The organism is Pseudomonas sp. 8 R 14 (genome assembly GCF_900005955.1).
GTDB lineage: Bacteria > Pseudomonadota > Gammaproteobacteria > Pseudomonadales > Pseudomonadaceae > Aquipseudomonas > Aquipseudomonas marginalis.
Genome location: NZ_CVTH01000058.1, coordinates 24,543 through 43,771 on the forward strand (window position 1 = coordinate 24,543; position 19,229 = coordinate 43,771).

Here is a 19,229-nt window from a genome sequence, read left to right on the forward strand (position 1 = left end):
CTGATAAATTGTATATATACACCCTAAGTGATAGCGGGCCTTTTCAGGCTCGCTTTTTATATGCAGGTTTTTGATTTTAAACATATATACATCCAGAAACATCATGCCCTATACCTTTGGCATTAGTCGCTTAAACGGTACAACCCAGCCGTATATAAATCATTAATACCAAGTTGAGCATTGAGAGAAAGAGCGCCCGGGCCTGTTATAGCCACACGGACAAACGCATCGCTATCCGCAGAAATAGCCAGCGTTTGAGACAACTCAGGTTGTACAGGTGCAAGGAACTCAATCATGAAGACTCAAGTCATGTTCTGGAAAGCAAGTACCACGCTGGCACTGGCAATCGCACTCACACTCGGCGGTTGCAGCAGCGGTGGCGGCGGACATCACAGTGGGGGCTCTACTTCCTCGGATACTGCTGCTGGCGGTGGCGGCAGCGGTGGTGGCGGTACAGACGGTGGCGGTACCGGCACAACCAGCACCCTGGTAACGGCCAGCGTGGCCGACACCCTCGGCGATACCGTGACCGACCTCGGCGGCACCGTCAGCAGCCTGGGCACTACCCTTGGCAGCCTGCCTATCGTGGGTGCAACTACGCGCAGCCTGGTGCGTGCTACCGGCAACGCCGTCAGCAGCATCGGCGAAGGCCTGTCGGATGGCCTCGGTTCACTGGGTACCGACAGCAATGCACTGGGCAACACCGTCGCGGGTGTGGCCGACGGTGTCTCCGACCTCGGTGCAGGCGTGACCGCCACCGGCCAGAACGTCGCCACCTTGCTGGGGCACGTGCCGGTGGTCAGCAGCGCGGCACCGGTGGCAGGCAACGTCGTCGGCAAGCTCGGCAATGCCGTGACCATGCTCGGCGACACCCTCAGCACCGCCAGTACCACCGGCCCGCTGGGCTCGGCCACCCATACGCTTGGCGCAAAGGTATTGGTCCCGGTGGTGTCGCTGGTGGAAAGCACCACCGCTAAAGTCGGCAGCACGACCGGCCTGGACAGCCCCGTGGGCGGCCTGCTGCAAAAGCTCGGCGATACCGTCGATAGCCTGGGCAATCAAGTCGCCGACACCGGTGGCAGCGGCAACCCGGCGACCGGCGCCGTGGGCGGCGTGCTCAATGGCGTGGGTACCGTGGTCGGCAAGGCCAGCGGCTATGTCGACGCCACGGGTAACAGTGGCGGCAGCAACCGCAGACCGGGCCTGGCGGAACTCATCGGCGGCGTGATAGCGGGCGCCGGCAGCGGCCTCAATGCCGGCAGTAGCAACGGTCTGGTCAGCGCCACCGGCGTCACCGGTGTGAAGGCGGGCACTACCGTGGCATCCCTGGGCACCCTTCTGGGCGGCAGTGGCGTCCCCAACACCGCCGCAGGCACCCCCATTGCCACGTTGACCAGCCAGGTCGGCGGCGCGTTGAACCCCGTCACCAGTGGCGTCACCCGCCTCACTCAAAACGTCGGCAATGCCACCGGCCTGGGCACTCCAATCAACGGCCTGGCCACCAACGCCGGCGGCGCCGTCAGCAGGCTGGGCAGCCAAATCACCAGCACCAACGCCAACCCGGTCATCAACGCCTTGGGGGGTACCGTCAACGCAGTGGGTGGCACCGTGGCCTCGGTCGGAGGATTGGTCAGCGGCGGCCCCAACACCGGTGGTGGTTTGCTCGGCGGCGGCCTGGCCGTGACGACCTCCGCGGGTGCCAGCACCAGTACGAATGGCGGTGCCCTGGGCGGGCTGCTGGGTGGCCTGACCGGCAGGAAATGATTGCACCTGGCCGATTAGACGGCCTCACCTGCAGCGCCTACGCTTGGTTGAGACGAGAGACCAGCTAAGTCTCTCGTCTTTTTTTCATGGGTCAATGATCGACCCCTGAAAACACCCAGACCGCGCTCCCCGAGCCCGACGGGAACCTGCAAAACGCTGCAGCAGTTCTGACCATGGAGTGTCCTATGCGCGCTTTGACACCGTTGTTACTGCTCACCCTCAGTGCTTCCGTCCACGCCGACCCCCTGCCCAGTTTCCTGAATAGCAACGACACCGTCCGCAACCTGCCCGTGCCTAACCTGCCCGCCGACGCGTATCGACCGGCGCCCCCGCAGACCCGACTGCCCGCCCCTGCTGCCAGCGCGGAGCAGCCGTTGCTGATGGACACCAAGGTGACCATTCGAAAGCTGCAGATCGACGGCGGCACGGTCTACCCGCTCAAGGACGTCGCCCAGGCATTCGAACCGCTGATCGGCCATGAAACCAACCTGGCGCAATTGATCGAAGCCACCCGCAGCATCACCCGCCGCTACCAGGAAGATGGCTACCTGCTGTCCTACGCCTTCCTGCCGGAACAGCGCTTCGACGGCGGCCTGGTGCATGTGGTGCTGGTCGAAGGCTATATCCGCGATTACCAGTTGCAAGGCGACATCGGCCCGGTTTCGTCATACGTCGACAAACTCGCCGAAAAACTCAAGGCCGAACGTCCACTCACCCGTAAGACGTTCGAGCGTTACACGACACTGATGAGCGCCATCCCGGGCGTAACCTTGCAGGCCCAGGTACCGCCGCCCGCCACCACCGACGGCGGCACGCCGATGCACATCACCGCCAGCCGCAAACCCTTCACCACCAGCATGAGCCTCAACGAGGCCAGCCGAGGCGGCACGCAGGCGCTGCTCACCGGCACCGGCAACTCCTGGACCTCCATGGGCGAACAACTGAGCCTCAGCGGCCTGTTCCCGCCCGGCGACGACAAAGAACATTACTACCGCGCAGCCTACAGCCAATTCATCAATGCCGAGGGCACCCAGCTCACGCTGTCGGGTGAACGCTACCGCGCCGATCCACGCACCAGCCTGCAACTGGGCGAAGGCCTGGAGCTCAAGCCACACCAGGAAATCGACCGCTACGCCATCGGCTTCAGCCACCCGCTGATCGCGTCGCCCAACGAGTCATTGAACCTCGGCGCCCGCTACTATGCCGTCGACCAGACTACGCGCTACAAGCTCGAAGGTTTCCCGCAACGCCTGGCGCTGCAAACAGACCTGCGCGCACTGGCGTTCGAAGGCGATTGGCGCAAGGCCGACACGACCCAGTTGCGCATCCTCAGCGCCGGTGTGTACCAAGGCATCAACGGCATGGGCGCCAAGACCCGCACAGACTTCGGCGGGCTCAAGCCGGACCTCGACTTCTTCCGTCTGCGCCTCTCCGGCGTGCAGAGCAACAGGCTCTTCGATAACTGGCAAGGTGTGCTCTCCGGCGCACTCTACTGGAGCCACGACGACCTGCCCGACAGCGAGCGCGCCACCTTCGGCGGGCAGAATTTCGGCCGTGGCTACCCCGATGACCAGGGCTCCGGCGACAAAGGCTGGGGCGTGGCGTATGAGATCAACTACAGCTACAACCGTACCAGCGAGTGGGTGCGCATCCTGCAGCCCTATATGGTGTTCGACCGCGCCAGGGCCTGGTTCAACGACCTGCCGGTCAAGGGCAGCGATATGTCATCGGCGGCCCTGGGCCTGCGTTTTGGCGACGCCAGGTACTACAACATTTCCGTGGAAGCGGCCAAGCCGATGGCAGATGTGGCGCGGGATAACTTCGACCGGCGGCCGCGGTATACGCTGAGCTTCACTTATCAGCTGTGAATGAGCGCTTAATACCTGGAGTGAGAGAGAGGAAACAGGTTGTTGAGCGTATCGATCAGGCGCACCAGATAGATCGGCTTGCGGAACAGGTCCAGCACCTGCAGGCGCAGCATGTCGCTGACGTCATCCATCTCGGCATGGCCGGACATCACGATCACCGGCAGGTGCGAGCGCGAGGTGTGTTCGCGCAGGCGCTTGATCAAGGAAATGCCGCTTTCCTCAGGCATGCGCAGGTCGGTAATGACCAGGGCGATATCCGGATGCAGTGTCAATTCTTGCAAGGCGAAGGTCACGGAGGTGGCGGTAAAACAGACAAAGCCCTCGTGTTCGAGGGATTCGGCCAGCTCAACCAGAGCATCCTCTTCGTCGTCCACCAATAGTATTTGTTGGCGAGACAAAGAAGATGTGCTCATGGCCGTACCTGGAAGAATGGGGTAATTGAAGAATAGCTGCTGCAACTTGGCAGTCAGGTCGCCGTTGGCAGCTTGGTAGCGATCGACGTGAAAATTCCACTTATCTTGGTGCCCAGGCCGGTTCCGGCACCCACAATGACAAGGGCCACCAGCGCCACGATAATGGCGTATTCAATACCTGAAGCAGCCTCTTTGCGTTTGAAGAACAGTTGTGTTTGAACATATAACTTCAACATCAGGTCAAGGAACATACGACTTCTCCCTAATACGCCACTAAAAGCCAGTACGGCTCTAGCACGATGTTTGCGACGTGCAATTAGAGCATTGCCAACAAACCTCAGCCTCACAACTGTAAGAACTCATTAATCACAAAGTATTAGTCGTCGGCCCATGCCTGACTACCCGGCTGCAAATAGCGTTCAAATAAAATTTTATCCGTGACAAATGGCGTTTCGTCCTGGCTGAGCTACCTTCAAATAGCCAAATCGTTAGATGTTCATCACAGCCAGGTTGCGAATTAGTTCGTTTGGATTGACGAACAGGTAGTGCAACGGGAAAGGGAGAGCCGTCATGAACAGTCGCATCAGCATGGCCCTGGCCGCTGTGCTGCTAATCGGGGCATTGATTGCAGGGTACTGGGGGCTGGTGTTGAGCCGCCAACCGGAGCCCGTCGCAACACCTGTCATTTCTGCCGAAAAGCCCACTGCTGTCGTCGAAGACCAGACCCGCCAACCAGTGGTCGTACTGGCGCATGACGTCCCTGCCTTCGTTGCACTTACCGCTGCCGACCTGGTCGTGGAAAAACTCCGCACGGTGCCGGCCGGCAGCCTGACGCGGCTGGACCAGGCCATCGGCCGCCAACCACTGCGCGCACTGGGAGCAGGTACCTGGCTCAGCGAAGAAAGCTTCAGCGCCGGCGGCCCGCTTGCCCGCATGATTCATCCCGATGAGCGCGCATTGGCCGTGGCCGTCGACGAGGTGATCGGCGCGGCAGGCCAACTGAGCCCCGGCGACTATGTGGATGTGCTGCTGTTCCTGCGCCAGGATGCTGGCAACGCGGAGCAGTCGGCACAAATCGTCCTTCCAGCCCTGCGCCTGCTCAGCGTCGGTGACCAATTGGGCCTGGCCAACGATGGCTTGCCGGCCGTGCCGCCCGCCGCCACGCCCGAGGAGCGCGCCCAGGCTGCCCAGCGTCGCGCTGCTGCACGCACCGTGGTGTTGGCCGTGCCGGAGCCTCTATTGAGCCGCCTGATGCTGGCGTCGCAAGCCGGTACCTTGCGCCTGGCCGTGCGCAGTGCCGAGGAGCAACTGCTCAGCCAGTACTGGGCCGGGGAAAACGACGCTTCGGACAAACTGGCCAATGCCAATCGTGACCTCTACCAATTCACCCAGCTTGCCCTTGTGGGACCGCCCAAAAGCGTCGCGCAAATCAGCGGCGCACCCGCTGTACGCCGGGGCGTCGAGGTGATTCGCGGCGCGCAGGCCACTGAACAAACCCCGTGATTGAGCAAGGATGCCTTGAATGAGCCATCGCTACGCCCTCATGTTCACGCCAATTGCCTGGGCCTTGATGCTGACAGGCCTGCCAGCCGCCATGACCCTGGCGGCACCCGGCAATTGCAGCGCCCTGGGCCAGTTGCCTGCCGTGGTCGAGGTGGGCGAAGGCTTGCAACAGGAGCTGCAATCGCCGGTGCCAATCACCCGCCTGGCGATTGGCGACCCGAAGATCGCGGATGTGCGCGTCAATGGTGACCGTCATTTCCTGCTGACCGGCGTCGCCAGCGGCGCTACCAGCCTGATGGTGTGGACTGCCTGTACCAAGGCGCCGCGCCAGAGCATGGTGTTCGTCAAGGGCAAGGCCACGTCGGCACTGACCAGTTTGTCGCGGCCACCCTCCGAAGACCCATTGCTGCCCAGCCAGGTGCAGACGGATATACGCTTTGTAGAAGTCAGCCGCACCAAGCTCAAGGAAGCCAGCACCCAGTTCCTGGGGCTGGGCAACAATTTTTTCCTCGGTAGCCCCAACCTTCTCTCCCCGGCAGAAGGCGTGTTCAAACTGCCGGTGAGTGCCGAGTCTTTCAATGTCGGCTTTGGCGGCGGTCGTGTCAAAGCGATGATCAACGCCCTCGAGAGCAGCGGTTTTGCCTACACCCTGGCGCGTCCCAGCCTGGTAGCGCTGAGCGGCCAGAGCGCGACCTTCCTGGCCGGCGGTGAAGTACCTATACCCGTACCCAGCGCCGGCAGTGACACCATCTCCATCGAATACAAGGAATTCGGCATTCGCCTGACCCTCACGCCGACGGTGATTGATCGCAACCGCATCACCCTCAAGGTAGCGCCGGAGGTCAGCGAGCTGGACTACAGCAACGCCGTACAGATCCAGGGCATCCAGGTGCCGGCCCTGACCGTACGCCGCACCGACACCAGCGTGTCCCTGGCCGATGGCGAAAGCTTTGTGATCAGCGGCCTGATCAGCACCAACAACCGCTCCAGCATCAGCAAGTTTCCGGGGTTGGGGGATATCCCGGTCCTGGGTGCGTTTTTCCGCGACACCAATATCCGCCGCGAAGAAAAGGAGCTGCTGATGATCGTCACGCCGCACCTGGTGCAACCGCTGGCGGCCAACGCTCAGTTGCCTTCCTTGCCCGGCGAAAAACTGCGCAACTATGACCCCAACTGGTACCGCCTGTTTTTCCTCGAAAACGGTAATTTCGACCGCCGCAGTGGACTTTCCCAATGAGCGATAGCTTGAGCCAGACGTTCCTCGCCATCACTCGCAACACCATCGACCTGGAGTGGCTGCAGGGTGCCCTGGCGCCCCTTGGCCAAGTCGTGAGCGCTGGCACCGGCAGCCTGGACGAGCTGCTGGCGCTGGTCGACGTGACCTTTGCCAACCTGGTCTTCATCGGCCTGGACCGTGAAAACCTGGTGGCCCAGAGTGCGCTGATCGAAGGCGCCCTGGAGGCCAAGCCGATGCTCGCCGTGGTCGCCCTGGGCGACGGCATGGACAACCAGTTGGTACTCAACGCCATGCGGGCGGGCGCCCGGGATTTCGTCGCCTACGGCTCACGCTCCAGCGAAGTGGCCGGCCTGGTGCGCCGCTTGAGCAAGCGCCTGCCGACCATCACCCCCAGTGCACACTTGGGCGGCCTGACCGTTCTGTTTGGCACCCAAAGCAACGCCGACGGCGCGATGCTGGCGACCCACCTGGCCCTGGTGGTGCAAAAAAGCGGCCAGCAGACCCTGCTGCTGGATCTGGGCCTGCCACGCAGCGACAGCCTGGCGCTGCTGGGGCTGGAGAGCACTTTCAACTTCGGTGACGCGTTGCGGCATTTGCGCCGCCTCGATACCACGCTGATCAACAGCGCCTTTACCACAACCGTGGATGGCCTGCGCATCCTGGCGTATGCCACCGGCGACGAACCGCTGAAACTGACCAGCGCCGCCGAGCTGTACATGCTGCTCAGTGCATTGCGCCAGCACTTCCAGCACATCGTCGTGAACCTTACCGGTCAACCGGATAGCGACGCACTGCGCACCTTTGTCGGCCACTGCGACAAACTGCTGTGGTGCACCGACCAGAACGTACTGGACTGTCGCCGCAACCTCGCGGTGCTCAACCGCTGGCGCGACAAAGGCATGAAACTCGACCACGCCAGGCTGGTGGTCGACCGTTATATCAAGTCCTGCGTACCAGACACCGACACCCTGGAAAAAAGCTACGGCCTTGAGTGCATCGCCGTGCTGCCGCTGAGCGCCGAACTGCGCCTGAACGTAAAGAACCAGGGCCAGACCCTGTTTGCCCTGGCCCCACGTGAAGCGTTGAGCCTGGCCGTGCGCACCTTGGGCGAACGCCTGGCGAAACGCTCCGAGGGCTTGGAAAAACCATCAATGCGTTGGTTCGAACGCATCCTGGGGACAGTGCGATGAACGGCGAGAAACTCTTCGGCGGCCCGGCCCGCAGCGGCGGCAACACGGATCACGATGGCTTGAAGCTGGTGTTGCATCGCTACATCATCGACGCTATCGAGGAGTCGGGTAAGAACCTGCTTGAAGACACGCGCCAATCCCTGGCGCAATTTGTCGTCGACAAGGTGTCCGAGTACATCACGCGCATGCGCCTGGCGATCTCGCGCTATGAGATGGAACGCCTGGCCGAAGAGATCGTCGATGAACTTACCGGTTTCGGCCCGCTGGAGGTGCTGCTGCGCGACCCATCGGTCACCGAAATCCTGGTCAATGGGCCGCACCGGGTGTTTATCGAACGTGAGGGCCTGCTGCATCAGAGTGACCTGCGTTTTATCGACGACCACCACGTGGAGCGCGTGATGCAACGCATCCTCGCGCCGTTGGGCCGGCGCCTGGACGAATCCTCGCCGATGGTCGATGCACGCCTGCCTGACGGTAGCCGGGTCAACGCGATCATCCCGCCGATTGCCCTGGATGGGCCATGCCTGTCAATCCGCAAGTTCCGCAAGGACATGCTCAAGAGCAGCGACCTGGTTGCCATGCAGACCATCGACCAGAGCATCTTCGAGTTTTTCCAGGAAGCCGTCGGCAGGCGCTGCAATATCCTCATCAGCGGCGGCACCGGCACCGGCAAGACCACGTTGCTCAATATCCTCAGCCAGTTGATCAATCCCCACGAGCGTCTGGTGACCATCGAAGACGTTGCCGAATTGCAACTGGGGCATCCCCATGTGGTGCGCCTGGAAACCCGTCCGCCCAATGCCGAGGGCCACGGTGAGGTCAGGTCCAGCGACCTGATTCGCAACGCCCTGCGGATGCGCCCGGACCGTATCATCCTGGGGGAAATCCGTGGCGTGGAAGTGCTCGACGTAATGACGGCCATGAACACCGGCCACGACGGTTCCATGAGCACCGTGCACGCCAACAATGCCCAGGATGCGTTGCTGCGCCTGGAAACCCTGGTGGGCCTGACCGGCCGCGTGATCGCGGAAAAAACCCTGCGCCAGATGATCTGCGCCGCGCTGGATGTGGTGATCCAGCTGACGCGCATGCCCGATGGCCGTCGTTGCGTGAGCGAGGTGGTGGAAGTGGTCGGTGTGCGCGATGACGTGTATGTCACCAATACCCTGTTCCGGCTGGACCGGCGCACCGGCGTCGGTTTCCTGCGCGAAGCCATCAACCCGGCCGGCGATAAGTTGCGCCGCGCCACAGCCATGCCGCTGTAGGGAGCGCCTGATGACCGGACCTGTATTGCTGCTGGTTTGCCTATTGCTGATCGGTCTGTCGTTCTGGCTGTTTCAGCATGGCCTGCGCAAGGCCCGGACCAGTCGCGTGCTGGAGCGCCTCGGCGACGGCCAACCCGAGGCACAGGAGCAGCCCGGCACCTGGACCGGCCTTGAGCGCATGTTTCTGCGCGCCGGGCTGGGCAAACCCAAGGAACGCCTCGGCCTGTGGCTGAGCGCGTGGGTGGTCGGCGCCCTGCTGGGCTACTTGGTCGCCGACGGGCTGGGCCTGGTGTTGATGGCCCTGGGCCCGCCCCTGGCATTGCGTGCCTATATCGCCTGGCGTTACCAGCAGCGGGTGCAACGTATGGTCGAGCAACTACCGCAGTTGTTGGACCATAGCGTACGCAGCCTCAAATCCGGCCGCACCCTGGCCGACGCGGTATTGGGCGGTATCGAGAGCGTGGAAAACCCGCTCAAGCACGCCATGGGCCGCATGCAGCGCAACGTGCGCCTGGGGGTGAGCCTGCCGGATTCGGCCAGCGACTTCGCTGAATTCTACGAACAGGACGAGTTCCGCCTGTTCGCCCTTGGCCTGAAGGTCAACCACCGCTACGGCGGCAACGCCAGCGAACTGCTGGAAAACCTGATCAAGATGATCCGCGAGCGGGACCAGGGCGCCCGGCAACTCAAGGCGATGACGGGCGAGACCCGCATGACGGCCTACGTGCTGGGCGGTTTGCCGATCCTGATCGTGGGCTACTTCATCCTGGTCAACCCTGGCTACTTGATGACCATGTGGAACGACGACACGGGGCGCTCCCTGCTGTTCGGCGCACTGGCGATGGACCTGGCGGGCACCTTTGCCATGTGGCGCATGCTGAGGAGTGTGTGAGATGGCCCTGATGGTCAGCCTGTTGCTGGCGCTCGCCGCCATGGTACTGGCGGGCGGGCAATGGCTCGAAAATCGCCGTCGTGATCGCCGGGTCGTTGAGCGCTTGCAAGGGCGCAGCGCCAGCGATGACAAACTTGGCACGTTCATGCGCCAACTGGGCGCAAGCACGCTGGCCCAGCGCTCAGTCAGCCTGGATAACGAGACCCAGGTCCTGCTCAACCGGGTCGGTTGGCGCAAGGCCAGCCAGCGCTCGCTGTTTGCCGCCTTCCAGATCGGCGTGCCTGTCGCGGCGATGGGCCTGACCCTGCTCGGCCAGCAACTACTTTTCCCTCACGCCAGTCCCGCCTGGATTGCCCCGGCGGTCGCCCTGGGCATCGGCTACCTGTTGCCAAAACGCGTGCTCGCCGCTGCCGCCAAATTCCGCCAGCAGCGCATCGCCAAGGAAATCTCAACCTTCATTCCGCTGCTGCGCATCCTGTTCGAGTCGGGCATGGCGATTGAACAATCCTTGCGCGTGATGGCCAACGAAGCCCAGCGCTTGCTTCCAGACCTGACCCACGAATTGCGCCTGATCCTGGCGCGAGTCGACTCCGGCCTGGAACTGAGCGAAGAACTGGGCAAGACCGCGCGCATATTGGAGGTGGATGAGTTCACCGACACCTGCATCATCCTCCAGCAATTGATCCAGCAGGGGGGTGGCGCGATGAAATCCCTGCTGACGCTCAAGCAATTGCTCGACGACCGGCGCCTGACCCGCATGCAGGAATACATCTCGAAAATGTCGGCCAAAATGTCGGTGGTGATGATGGTGTTCCTGTTTCCCGCCTTGCTGATCGTGCTCGGCGGCCCCGCCTTTATCGGCATCGCCCGCGCCTTGAGCCAATTCTGAGGACCACCTTGATGAAACCACTGATTGCCGGCCTGACCCTGCTGATGCTCGGCGGATGCGCCACCGACGGCCACACCCCATGGGCCGCTCTGACCTCGCCGGGCAGTTGCGCCAAACCCAGTGCGGAGCAGGAACTGACGCTGAACCTGTCCGATGACCTGGCCAACGAGGGCAAGCTGCACGCCAGCCTGGCCAACCTGCAGAACCTGCCCGACAGCTTGCCTCAGGTGCGCCAGCGCCAGGCCCGTAACTTTCGCTTGCTGGGCCGCAGTGAGGCCGAACCCTTGTATCGCAGCCTGCTGGGTACTTGCATGACCGCCGAAGGCGAACATGGGCTGGGGCAACTGGCAGCGGCCAAGGGCGACCACCCACAGGCGATGGCTCACCTGCAAAGGGCCGCGCGCCTGGCGCCCACCGATGAAAAAATCCGCAATGACCTGGGCGTGGTGTACCTCAACCAATTGCGCCTGGAAGACGCGCGCTTTGAGTTCATGACGGCTATCGAGCTCAAACAGGGCGACACGCTGGCTGCGGTCAACCTGGTGACCTTGCTGATTTATCAGGATGACTGGGGGCAAGCGGCCAGAGTGGTCAGCCAGCTGGGCTTGAACCCCGGCCAGGTCACCGAGGCACAGGCCCGCGCGGCCCGGCTCAAGCACTCAGCCAGGACCGCGCGCAACGTCGCGACGGCCGCCGATGCCCTGCCGGTGAGTATCAAGTAAGGAGTCGATGATGAAAGCCCATTACGTTGTGTGTCTGGCGCTGCTGCCATTGAGCGCCTCGGCTATTCCACCGGGGCCTTCGTCCCCGCAGCAGGCCGAAACGGAAAACTGGATGGCGTTGCAGGTCGATGGGCGGGCAGCCTCGCCGACACCGCAGAGCACCACCCCGGCAGAAAAGGAGCAGGCATTGCAGCGTTGGCTGGACAGTCACAAGCACCCGATTCCGGAGTTCTTTGAAACCAAGTCGGAGGCGGGCGGCAAGAGCCAGTGAACCCCGTGCGTCAGTGCGCACTCACCTGCTGGCGCATCGGCGAGTGGCTTGGCGACAACGCCAGCGCCAACTGGGTGCGGTTGTGCATATGGGTCAGGCGCAACACCTGGGACACATACAGTTTGACGGTGTTTTCGGTGATGCCCAATTCGCAGGCGATCTGGTAATTGGTCTGGCCCTTGCCTACCAGCCACGCCACCTCCATCTGACGGGGTGACAGCTGGTTGAAGATGGATGGAACCTGCGCCGCTCCGGCGTCTTGCCGCCCCTCGCCGTCAGCCTCCTGCAGCGGGCCGCGCCGTACCTTGTCGAGGTCCTGGTACAAGTCATTGATGGATTCGGAAAGGTACTGCAGTTTCTGGTTCAAGTGCCCCAGTTGCAGCTCCTTTTGCCGCTCTTCCAGCGCCGCTTCCTGGCGCTGCAGGCCCTCGAGCAACTCATCGAGGTTGATCGGCTTCTGGTAGTAATCCGAAATGCCCGCGCGCAGGGCCTTGATCACGTCCTGTTTGTCAGCACGCCCGGTGAGCATGATGGCCTCGAACGCACGCTGCTTGCCGGCGATCTTCTGCATCGACTGCACCAGCTCGATCCCATCCATGTCCGGCATGTGCAGGTCACACAGCACCAGGCCGACCTCGGCGTCCTCGCTGAAACGCTGCAAGGCCTGGCGGCTGGATTCGCACGGGACGCAGTGGTAGCCACTGCTTTCGAGGAACTCGCAAAGCTCCTCAACGATAATCGGTTGGTCGTCGACCACCAGCACTTTTACAGCCGATTTCAGCTTGTTCACACGCGACTCCATGCCTGGCAAGCCAAAAGACTGACCTATCCGTTTGGACGAAGAATCCTATACATCCGTTCCATAAACGTAGACCTACTTTCCGACTCTGTACATAGCAATAGAGGCATTGTGCGACTAAAGGGTCCATACCCCATACAGCACAAAACCCGCGAATAAAAACGCGGCGAAAGGCTGCTTGGCAGGCGGGCCTTGCACCGGATCAGCAGCGCGCGGACCGAGCTGTTGACGAACGACCAACCAGCCGACCAGGGTGATGGCGGCACCGATCAGCGACCACAACACATGATCCACCGTGGTGGCCAGGCCCAGCGCCGCGAGCAGCTTCACGTCGCCCGCACCGAAGCGGTCCAGCGCATAGCCCGGCAGGGTCAACAGCAGCGCCAGGGCAAACGCCAAGAGACCGGCGCTCGCCGGCGCGCCCAGCCAGGTGGCACCTGTGCACAACAGGTATAACAGCGCCAGCAACGCCACGCCCAGGGTCAAGCCATTGGCGATCTGTCGCCGGCGAATATCCTGCACCGCACAGACTCCCAGCCAGATCACTATCACTACGCCATGAATCACGTAAAAAACGTTCCTTTTCGCTGAATGATTCTATGCTGATATCGAGTCGTAGACGTCAGGGTAGACGCAGTCATGAAAACAGGCCTGCCGGCAAAGCAAAAAGGGGCTGCGGCGATCGAGTTCGCCTTGGTCTTCGGGATCTTTTTTGCGGTGTTCTATGGCTTGATCAGCTTCAGCCTGCCGCTGCTGTTGATGCAGTCGTTCAACCAGGCGGCGGCCGAGGCCGTGCGCCAGGCCATGGCGGTAGACCCGGTAGCGGCAGGATCGGCCTACCCTACCCTTGTCACCCAGCGGGCGAAAGATGCGGTAGCGGCGCAATTGAGCTGGATCCCCGCCAACTTCCAGTTCCAGCCGTCCTTCATCAGCGCCACCTACACCGGCACCACGCTGACTGTCACGATCAAATACCCCTCCTCCAACCTCTACTCCGTATTCCCGGCGCTGGTGGTGCCAGGCATTGGCACTGTACCGAACCTGCCGACCAACCTTTCGGCCAGCTCGAGTCTTCAGTTTTGACTGCGGGGAATAATTTCTTCGAGCGCCTGCGGGGCCGTGTCGGCACCCAGGCCTTCGAGGCGCCCACTGTCCCTGCGGCAGGGCTGCGCGTGTTATTGGATCATCAAGGTCATGTGGTGGACATCAGCGGCACACTGCGTTCGCAACTCGCCATGCCCGTCGCGGGTGAAGCACGGCCGCTGCTGCGGGAGTTGCTGTGCGCCAGCAGCGCCTTGAGTATCGAAGGCAGCCCTGCCGACTGGCAACGCCATACCCTGGACCTGGACTTCCAGGGCTCTGCCGGCCAGGTCCTGCCCACCCGTGGCTGGGTCGAGCCGGAGGGCGACCGCTGGGTGCTGCACCTGCTGGACATCGGCGACTTGCTCGCCGGCCGCCACCTGGCTGAACAGCGCGAGCAGAACCACCAACTCGCCTGCAGGATGAGCGAACAGTTGCGAGTGTGCAGCCTGAGTCGCCTGCCCGAGACGTTCAACGAGCAACTGCGCAGCCTGGCCCAACGCTGGCGTATCCCCTGTGTGGCCCTGGCATTGCTCGATGAAGCCAACCAGGGTTGGCGGATCTACAGCCAATACACCGCTCACGACGCCCCGGGCTTGTGGCAAACCGGCCAACATCTGGGGGCCAGCCTGGACAGTGTCAACGGCAACGCGCTCCTGAGCCTGGCCCACGGGCGCATTGACAACCCCCGCCTGCAGAGCATTTTCGGCGATATCGACGGTTTGCTGGTGCCCTACCGTGACAGCCAGGGCGTGGCAGCCTGGTTGCTCTGCGGTTTCTACGGCGGCGAACCGCACACCCGCGAACGTGACTGGCTGGACCTCACCGCCGCACTCGCCGCCCCGCTGCTGAACCGCCTGCGCGAACAACGCAGCCATCAGCAACTGGAGCGCATGGAGGCCCTGCAAGAACTGCTCGGCACCGGCTGGTGGGAACTGCTGCCCGCCACCCAGGAGATCCAGCTCGCCCCCCAGTTGCTGCATAGCCTGGGCCAGGAACACGGCGCCACGCGCCAGGCACTGGCCCTCTGGCTGGAGCTGATCCACCCCGCTGATCGCCAGGAACTGCTCAGCCACCTGCAAGACCTGCAGGCACTGGACAAACCCCTGCTGACCAGCGTGCGCCTGCCAGGCAGTGACGCGGACCACACGCCCATCTGGTATCGCGTGCAGGGCCAGGTACTGGGCGTGGGCGACAACCGGCGCTGGGTCGGTTTCATGCTCAACATCAGCGACATCAAGAACCAGCAACTGCAAGCCGCCGCCGCCCATGCACGCCTGGATAACCTGATCGCCAGTTCACCGGCGGTGATCTACGTGCAGCGCTATGTCGGCGGCGCGCTGCACCCGGCGTTTTTCAGCGACAGCCTGTTGCCGCTGCTGGGCTGGAGCCTGGCCGATTGCAGCCATGACGGCCTGGCCTCGTTGATCCATCCCGAAGACCGTGAGTTGTACTTCCAACGCACCCGTCAATTACTACGCGAAGGGAATGTACGCAGCCGCTACCGGGTGCGCGACACCCGCGGCGACTACCATTGGCTGCTCGACGAGGCCAAGCTGCTGCGCGATGACTTGGGCCTGCCGGTGGAGGCCGTGGGGCTATGGCTCGATGTGACCGACGCGACCCTGGCCGCCGAACAGGTCAGGCAGAGCGAAGAGCGCTACCGCATCCTGGTGGAAGACTCGCCGGCAATGATCTGCCGTTATCGCCCGGACCTGACCCTGACGTTTGGCAACACGCCGCTGGCCAACTACCTGGAGTGCTTGCCCGCGCAACTGCCGGGGCGGCAATTGGACGCGTGGCTGTCGGATGAACAGCGCCAGGCATTTATCCAACGCATCCGCCGACTGACCCCCGAGTTTCCGGTGAGCACCGCCGAAATCAGCCTGCAGCTGCCCGGGCGCGAACATGCCTGGTGGGTATGGTCCGACCGTGGTGTGTTTGATGAACAAAGTCAACTGGTGGAGGTGCAGGCCGTGGGCCGCGACAACACCGAAGTGCGTCGCTCCCAGCAGCAACTGACCCAGAGCGCCAAGATGGCGACCCTCGGCGAAATGGCCACGGGCCTGGCCCATGAGATCAACCAGCCGCTGAACGTGATGCGCATGGCGATCGTCAATGTGCTCAAGCGCCTGGCCAACGGCGACGCGCAGATCGACTACCTCACCGAAAAACTCAAGCGCATCGACACCCAAGTGCAACGCGCGGCGAGGGTGGTGGACCATATGCGCGTGTTTGGCCGCCGTTCGGAAATCGAACAGCAACCGTTCGACCCAGCGCAAGCCGTGGAAGGGACCATATCGCTGCTGAGTGAGGGCCTGCGCGGCAAAGGCGTGGACCTGCGCATCACACCTGCAGACTTCAGGGTGCAGGTCAAAGGTCATGTCGACCAGCTTGAGCAGGTGTTGATCAACCTGATGGTCAACGCCCGCGATGCGCTATTGAGCCAGCGCGAAACAGCCGCGCAATTGCGCCCCTGGATTGCACTGCACTGCGAGCACGACAGCCGGCATGTGCGCATCTGGGTCGAGGACAACGGTGGCGGCATCGACCCACGATTATTGGAGAGGATTTTCGAGCCGTTTTTTACCACCAAGCCGATTGGGGTGGGGACCGGCCTGGGGCTGTCGGTAAGCTACGGGATCGTGGAAAACATGGGTGGGCGCTTGAGCGTGATCAATGGCGAGGAAGGCGCACGGTTTTGTGTGGAACTGCCGGTGGTTCAGATCACCAGGTAGGCGCGGCCCATCTGACACGTCAGGTTGGCGCCGACTTCGGCGTTGCCCAGGTTGATGCCCAGGGCCGGGAGCAGCGTGTTGACAATGGGGTCGAGCAGCGGTGACAGGACGTCCTGGACAAGGGTGACCACCGCGCTGGTGATGGTAGCCAGGGCCGTCGTAACAGTGCCGTTCGCCGGACCGGGTGTGCTGCCGCTGGGCGGTACGTAGGTAACCTGCAGGCCGCTCAGGGTTGCTCCCAGGCTATTGACGATATTGGCGGTGCCGGTTGGACTTTTGTAGGTCGGCGCGGCATTCATATCGGCGACCGGTAAAAACAGCAACGAGCTGGTCTGCGCTGCCACGGTAGACAACGCCTTCACATTCAAACCACCGCCTACACCCGCTGTACGCGTGCCGCATATCAGCGACAGCACAATGCAGTAGCGCTGGCCAAAATCGATCAGCCTGACCGGCTGCACGGTGACTGGCGCCGATAACGAAAACGCGGTGGCAGGGTCGACATAGCCCACGCCCAAGGTAGCCATGGCGGTGGTGGCCTGCACCGTTAGCGACTTTGTGGCCGGCGTGGCACAGCTGTAGTCCGTCACTTGGCTCTGCGCACTGGCCGCTTCGATGTAGATGGACAGTGATTGCGTGATATCCACGTCGGTGACGTTACACGCCACCAGGCACAACACGCCGCCCACCACTGCCGGGATGTTCAGGTTCAACAGGCCGCCGACCACCTTCGACACCGGTGTCGCCAACCCGGTCAGGATTGATGAAACCCCCGACACCAGCTTGATGATCGGCGCATCCACCGTAACCAATGTGCGCACTTGCGCGGTTCGGACAACAATCTGATCCGTCTGCGGGTTATTCAGAAGCCCCGCCTTGGCCTTCGCCGGATTACCGATCGCCGACAATTGCGGCGGCTCGATGACTTTGGTCTGGATCGAGACATTGCCCACCAGGGGAATATTCACCTGAGCGGCCGCACTCACCGCACTCTTGCTATTGGACAGCTGCGCAACGGCCTCCAGCAATTGAAACAACTGCACATTGGTATTCAACGCCGCGGCCGGTGTTCCGCTGGCAACCTTCAGCAGGTCTGCGACTTTCAGCAGCTGGGTATTGGGCGCGATGGCTTTCAATGAAATCACATCGTTGATGACCGCCGTCGCCACCGCGCCGTTTTTTTGCAGCACCTTTACCGCGGCATCGATCAACTGGTTGGCGGATACGGCGGCGTTGAGCAGCGCATCGTAGTCACCCGCCGTCACGTTCAGCTCAATCGCCAACTGATCCAGGTAGCCGAGCAGGTTGACGTTCGTCGCCAGCAAGCCATTCCAGCCCGCCGCCGTCAGCGACAGGCTGCCGCCCAACAGGTTGCCAATGACCATGTTCAATAGCGGGGACTTCGCCGAATCCACCGTCGCCAGGTTGCTGCGAATCGTCAGTTGCGCCACTGGCGGCGCGTACGCGGCCACGGCGGTGGCACCCAGGGTCATCTGGGTGGACGCCGGCGTACCGCTGAACATATTCCAGATACCGGTGGCGACGCTGGTTACTACGCTGCGCGTCGCCACTACCCGAATGGCCTCGTTTTTGCTGGCGTCGGCGCTGAATACGCGGATGTTGCCGGCATTGGTCGTCAATGTGCCGCAGGTCACGGCCAGGCCACGACTGCTGTCGCCGGCAACCACGGTGAAGCCATTGCGCGCAGCGTTCTGCACGGCATAGTCGTTGGCGCTGGTGGTCGGGCTGCACAGGCCACCACGCCCGGCGGCCTCCAGGGCGGCGGTGTCGGCAATGGACTGCAGCTTGCGCTTTTCCAGGTAGAGGCGGCCGCTGTCCACCGCCAGCAGCAGGAACACCAGCGCTAACGCCAGGGTGCCCGCTGCCATCAAGCCAATCGCACCACGCTGCCTGCAACCGAGTCGGGGAGACATCAGGCACTCCTTAGCGCTTACTCTCCGTGTTGCCGTGGAGTGTAGACAAGGCTTGGCAGGTGCGCCGGCCGGTCGCTGCAAACGGTCAGTGCGGTGGGTAGCTGGAGAGGATGCGGGTCACCGTCGTGCGAATCGCGTTATTACGATCCTGGGGGTTGGGCGTGCTGCTCATCATCTGTTCATCACTGCCGCGCCACACCAGCTTGCCGTCCTTGCCGTCGAGCAGGTCGATCTGGATGGTCGCCACCTTGTAGGTGATGTTGCGTGTTTCGTTGTACATCGGCGCGCCCCAATAGCCGTTCCACGGGCCACCCCAGGCGCCGCCATAGTTGGTGGTGACTTGTTGCTGGCGGTCTTCGACGATCAGGTAGGCCTGCACGTTCAGGTCAGCCCGGGTGCCTGCGGCTGCCGGGCGCAGGCCGCGCTGGTCAAGCTGTTCACCCACGGCCTGGCGGATGCGTTGTTCGGTGAGGTCGCTCTTGATCCGCGGATCATCGGGGCGGTATTGCAGCGCCGGGTCTTTCCAGGCCCAGTTGCGGTAGGCGCCGAAGTCGCGGCTGGCATCAAAATCGTGGTTGACCTGGCTGGTCTGGCAACCGCCCAGCAGCACAACAAAAGCTAGCGTAGCGATACGACGAAACATGGTTGATCTCCAACAAGGGAC

The 19,229-nt window shown here is 62.5% G+C and carries 19 protein-coding genes; 12 read left to right on the forward strand and 7 right to left on the reverse strand.

What is annotated here, in order from left to right:
• Window positions 1-122: 122 nt before the first annotated feature.
• Window positions 123-296 carry a hypothetical protein gene (locus BFQ01_RS32560; RefSeq protein WP_155954386.1) on the reverse strand — a complete coding sequence of 58 codons (174 nt, stop codon included), beginning with the start codon at window positions 294-296 and terminating at the stop codon, window positions 123-125.
• Between BFQ01_RS32560 and BFQ01_RS12625 the strand changes: the two genes are divergently transcribed.
• Together BFQ01_RS12625 and BFQ01_RS12630 are read left to right on the forward strand one after the other, a co-directional pair.
• Window positions 295-1,764, forward strand: a complete 1,470-nt coding sequence (locus BFQ01_RS12625; protein ID WP_065925537.1) for a collagen-like triple helix repeat-containing protein — start codon at window positions 295-297, stop codon at window positions 1,762-1,764. The genes BFQ01_RS32560 and BFQ01_RS12625 overlap by 2 nt on opposite strands.
• Window positions 1,765-1,949: 185 nt before the next feature.
• Window positions 1,950-3,632 carry a ShlB/FhaC/HecB family hemolysin secretion/activation protein gene (locus tag BFQ01_RS12630; protein WP_065925538.1) on the forward strand — a complete coding sequence of 561 codons (1,683 nt, stop codon included), beginning with the start codon at window positions 1,950-1,952 and terminating at the stop codon, window positions 3,630-3,632.
• Window positions 3,633-3,640: 8 nt separating this feature from the next.
• Here BFQ01_RS12630 and BFQ01_RS12635 read toward each other — a convergent pair whose 3' ends face one another.
• Both BFQ01_RS12635 and BFQ01_RS12640 read right to left on the reverse strand, forming a co-directional pair.
• On the reverse strand, window positions 3,641-4,045 hold the full coding sequence (locus BFQ01_RS12635; RefSeq protein ID WP_027607967.1) for a response regulator: 405 nt from the start codon (window positions 4,043-4,045) through the stop codon (window positions 3,641-3,643).
• 53 nt (window positions 4,046-4,098) lie between these two features.
• Window positions 4,099-4,296 (reverse strand): Flp family type IVb pilin, encoded by a 198-nt coding sequence (locus BFQ01_RS12640; protein WP_027607968.1) that lies wholly within the window; start codon window positions 4,294-4,296, stop codon window positions 4,099-4,101.
• A gap of 319 nt (window positions 4,297-4,615) precedes the next feature.
• Here BFQ01_RS12640 and cpaB point away from each other — a divergent pair, with 319 nt between their 5' ends.
• The 8 genes from cpaB to BFQ01_RS12680 are packed head-to-tail and all read left to right on the forward strand — an operon-like array spanning window position 4,616 to window position 12,014.
• Entirely contained in the window at window positions 4,616-5,548 is a 933-nt protein-coding gene (gene cpaB / locus BFQ01_RS12645; RefSeq protein ID WP_065925539.1) for a Flp pilus assembly protein CpaB, read from the forward strand.
• Between the two features lie 19 nt (window positions 5,549-5,567).
• Window positions 5,568-6,785 carry a type II and III secretion system protein family protein gene (locus BFQ01_RS12650; RefSeq protein ID WP_065925540.1) on the forward strand — a complete coding sequence of 406 codons (1,218 nt, stop codon included), beginning with the start codon at window positions 5,568-5,570 and terminating at the stop codon, window positions 6,783-6,785.
• Window positions 6,782-7,975: a pilus assembly protein gene (locus BFQ01_RS12655; protein ID WP_065925541.1), complete on the forward strand. Its 1,194-nt coding sequence runs from the start codon at window positions 6,782-6,784 to the stop codon at window positions 7,973-7,975. The genes BFQ01_RS12650 and BFQ01_RS12655 overlap by 4 nt, the downstream gene beginning before the upstream one ends.
• Window positions 7,972-9,240, forward strand: a complete 1,269-nt coding sequence (locus BFQ01_RS12660; RefSeq protein ID WP_065925542.1) for a CpaF family protein — start codon at window positions 7,972-7,974, stop codon at window positions 9,238-9,240. Before BFQ01_RS12655 ends, BFQ01_RS12660 begins: the two co-directional genes overlap by 4 nt.
• 10 nt (window positions 9,241-9,250) lie before the next feature.
• Window positions 9,251-10,132, forward strand: coding sequence for a type II secretion system F family protein (locus BFQ01_RS12665; protein ID WP_065925543.1), 882 nt, complete (start codon window positions 9,251-9,253; stop codon window positions 10,130-10,132).
• 1 nt (window position 10,133) lies between these two features.
• Window positions 10,134-11,021 carry a type II secretion system F family protein gene (locus BFQ01_RS12670; RefSeq protein WP_065925544.1) on the forward strand — a complete coding sequence of 296 codons (888 nt, stop codon included), beginning with the start codon at window positions 10,134-10,136 and terminating at the stop codon, window positions 11,019-11,021.
• An 11-nt stretch (window positions 11,022-11,032) separates the two neighbouring features.
• Entirely contained in the window at window positions 11,033-11,743 is a 711-nt protein-coding gene (locus BFQ01_RS12675) for a tetratricopeptide repeat protein (RefSeq protein ID WP_027607975.1), read from the forward strand.
• Between the two features lie 10 nt (window positions 11,744-11,753).
• Window positions 11,754-12,014, forward strand: a complete 261-nt coding sequence (locus BFQ01_RS12680; protein WP_027607976.1) for a DUF3613 domain-containing protein — start codon at window positions 11,754-11,756, stop codon at window positions 12,012-12,014.
• 10 nt (window positions 12,015-12,024) lie between these two features.
• On the opposite strand, the gene BFQ01_RS12685 is transcribed toward BFQ01_RS12680, so the two are convergent.
• Window positions 12,025-12,804, reverse strand: a complete 780-nt coding sequence (locus BFQ01_RS12685) for a response regulator transcription factor (protein ID WP_065925545.1) — start codon at window positions 12,802-12,804, stop codon at window positions 12,025-12,027.
• Between the two features lie 126 nt (window positions 12,805-12,930).
• The gene (locus tag BFQ01_RS12690; protein WP_065925546.1) at window positions 12,931-13,380 is read right to left on the reverse strand and encodes a prepilin peptidase; all 450 of its coding nucleotides are present in this window, start codon (window positions 13,378-13,380) and stop codon (window positions 12,931-12,933) included.
• Between the two features lie 72 nt (window positions 13,381-13,452).
• On the opposite strand from BFQ01_RS12690, the gene BFQ01_RS12695 reads away from it, so the two are divergent.
• A complete protein-coding gene (locus BFQ01_RS12695; protein WP_065925547.1) occupies window positions 13,453-13,896 on the forward strand; it encodes a TadE/TadG family type IV pilus assembly protein in 444 nt (147 codons plus the stop codon).
• Window positions 13,893-16,631: a PAS domain-containing sensor histidine kinase gene (locus BFQ01_RS12700; protein ID WP_065925548.1), complete on the forward strand. Its 2,739-nt coding sequence runs from the start codon at window positions 13,893-13,895 to the stop codon at window positions 16,629-16,631. The genes BFQ01_RS12695 and BFQ01_RS12700 overlap by 4 nt, the downstream gene beginning before the upstream one ends.
• Here BFQ01_RS12700 and BFQ01_RS12705 read toward each other — a convergent pair.
• Together BFQ01_RS12705 and BFQ01_RS12710 are read right to left on the reverse strand one after the other, a co-directional pair.
• Window positions 16,616-18,565, reverse strand: a complete 1,950-nt coding sequence (locus tag BFQ01_RS12705; protein WP_065925549.1) for a pilus assembly protein TadG-related protein — start codon at window positions 18,563-18,565, stop codon at window positions 16,616-16,618. The genes BFQ01_RS12700 and BFQ01_RS12705 overlap by 16 nt on opposite strands.
• An 85-nt stretch (window positions 18,566-18,650) precedes the next feature.
• Window positions 18,651-19,208 carry a DUF4136 domain-containing protein gene (locus tag BFQ01_RS12710; protein WP_065925550.1) on the reverse strand — a complete coding sequence of 186 codons (558 nt, stop codon included), beginning with the start codon at window positions 19,206-19,208 and terminating at the stop codon, window positions 18,651-18,653.
• Between the last annotated feature and the right edge of the window lie 21 nt (window positions 19,209-19,229).

Coding starts and splice junctions, on each gene's coding strand:
- BFQ01_RS12635 (WP_027607967.1), bottom strand. CDS start 4,045: ATGAGCACATCTTCTTTGTCTCGCCAACAAATACTATTGGTGGACGAC.
- BFQ01_RS12695 (WP_065925547.1), top strand. CDS start 13,453: ATGAAAACAGGCCTGCCGGCAAAGCAAAAAGGGGCTGCGGCGATCGAG.
- BFQ01_RS12675 (WP_027607975.1), top strand. CDS start 11,033: ATGAAACCACTGATTGCCGGCCTGACCCTGCTGATGCTCGGCGGATGC.
- BFQ01_RS12665 (WP_065925543.1), top strand. CDS start 9,251: ATGACCGGACCTGTATTGCTGCTGGTTTGCCTATTGCTGATCGGTCTG.
- BFQ01_RS12670 (WP_065925544.1), top strand. CDS start 10,134: ATGGCCCTGATGGTCAGCCTGTTGCTGGCGCTCGCCGCCATGGTACTG.
- BFQ01_RS12655 (WP_065925541.1), top strand. CDS start 6,782: ATGAGCGATAGCTTGAGCCAGACGTTCCTCGCCATCACTCGCAACACC.
- BFQ01_RS12705 (WP_065925549.1), bottom strand. CDS start 18,565: ATGTCTCCCCGACTCGGTTGCAGGCAGCGTGGTGCGATTGGCTTGATG.
- BFQ01_RS12650 (WP_065925540.1), top strand. CDS start 5,568: ATGAGCCATCGCTACGCCCTCATGTTCACGCCAATTGCCTGGGCCTTG.
- BFQ01_RS12680 (WP_027607976.1), top strand. CDS start 11,754: ATGAAAGCCCATTACGTTGTGTGTCTGGCGCTGCTGCCATTGAGCGCC.
- BFQ01_RS12625 (WP_065925537.1), top strand. CDS start 295: ATGAAGACTCAAGTCATGTTCTGGAAAGCAAGTACCACGCTGGCACTG.
- cpaB (WP_065925539.1), top strand. CDS start 4,616: ATGAACAGTCGCATCAGCATGGCCCTGGCCGCTGTGCTGCTAATCGGG.
- BFQ01_RS12640 (WP_027607968.1), bottom strand. CDS start 4,296: ATGTTCCTTGACCTGATGTTGAAGTTATATGTTCAAACACAACTGTTC.
- BFQ01_RS12660 (WP_065925542.1), top strand. CDS start 7,972: ATGAACGGCGAGAAACTCTTCGGCGGCCCGGCCCGCAGCGGCGGCAAC.
- BFQ01_RS32560 (WP_155954386.1), bottom strand. CDS start 296: ATGATTGAGTTCCTTGCACCTGTACAACCTGAGTTGTCTCAAACGCTG.
- BFQ01_RS12710 (WP_065925550.1), bottom strand. CDS start 19,208: ATGTTTCGTCGTATCGCTACGCTAGCTTTTGTTGTGCTGCTGGGCGGT.
- BFQ01_RS12630 (WP_065925538.1), top strand. CDS start 1,950: ATGCGCGCTTTGACACCGTTGTTACTGCTCACCCTCAGTGCTTCCGTC.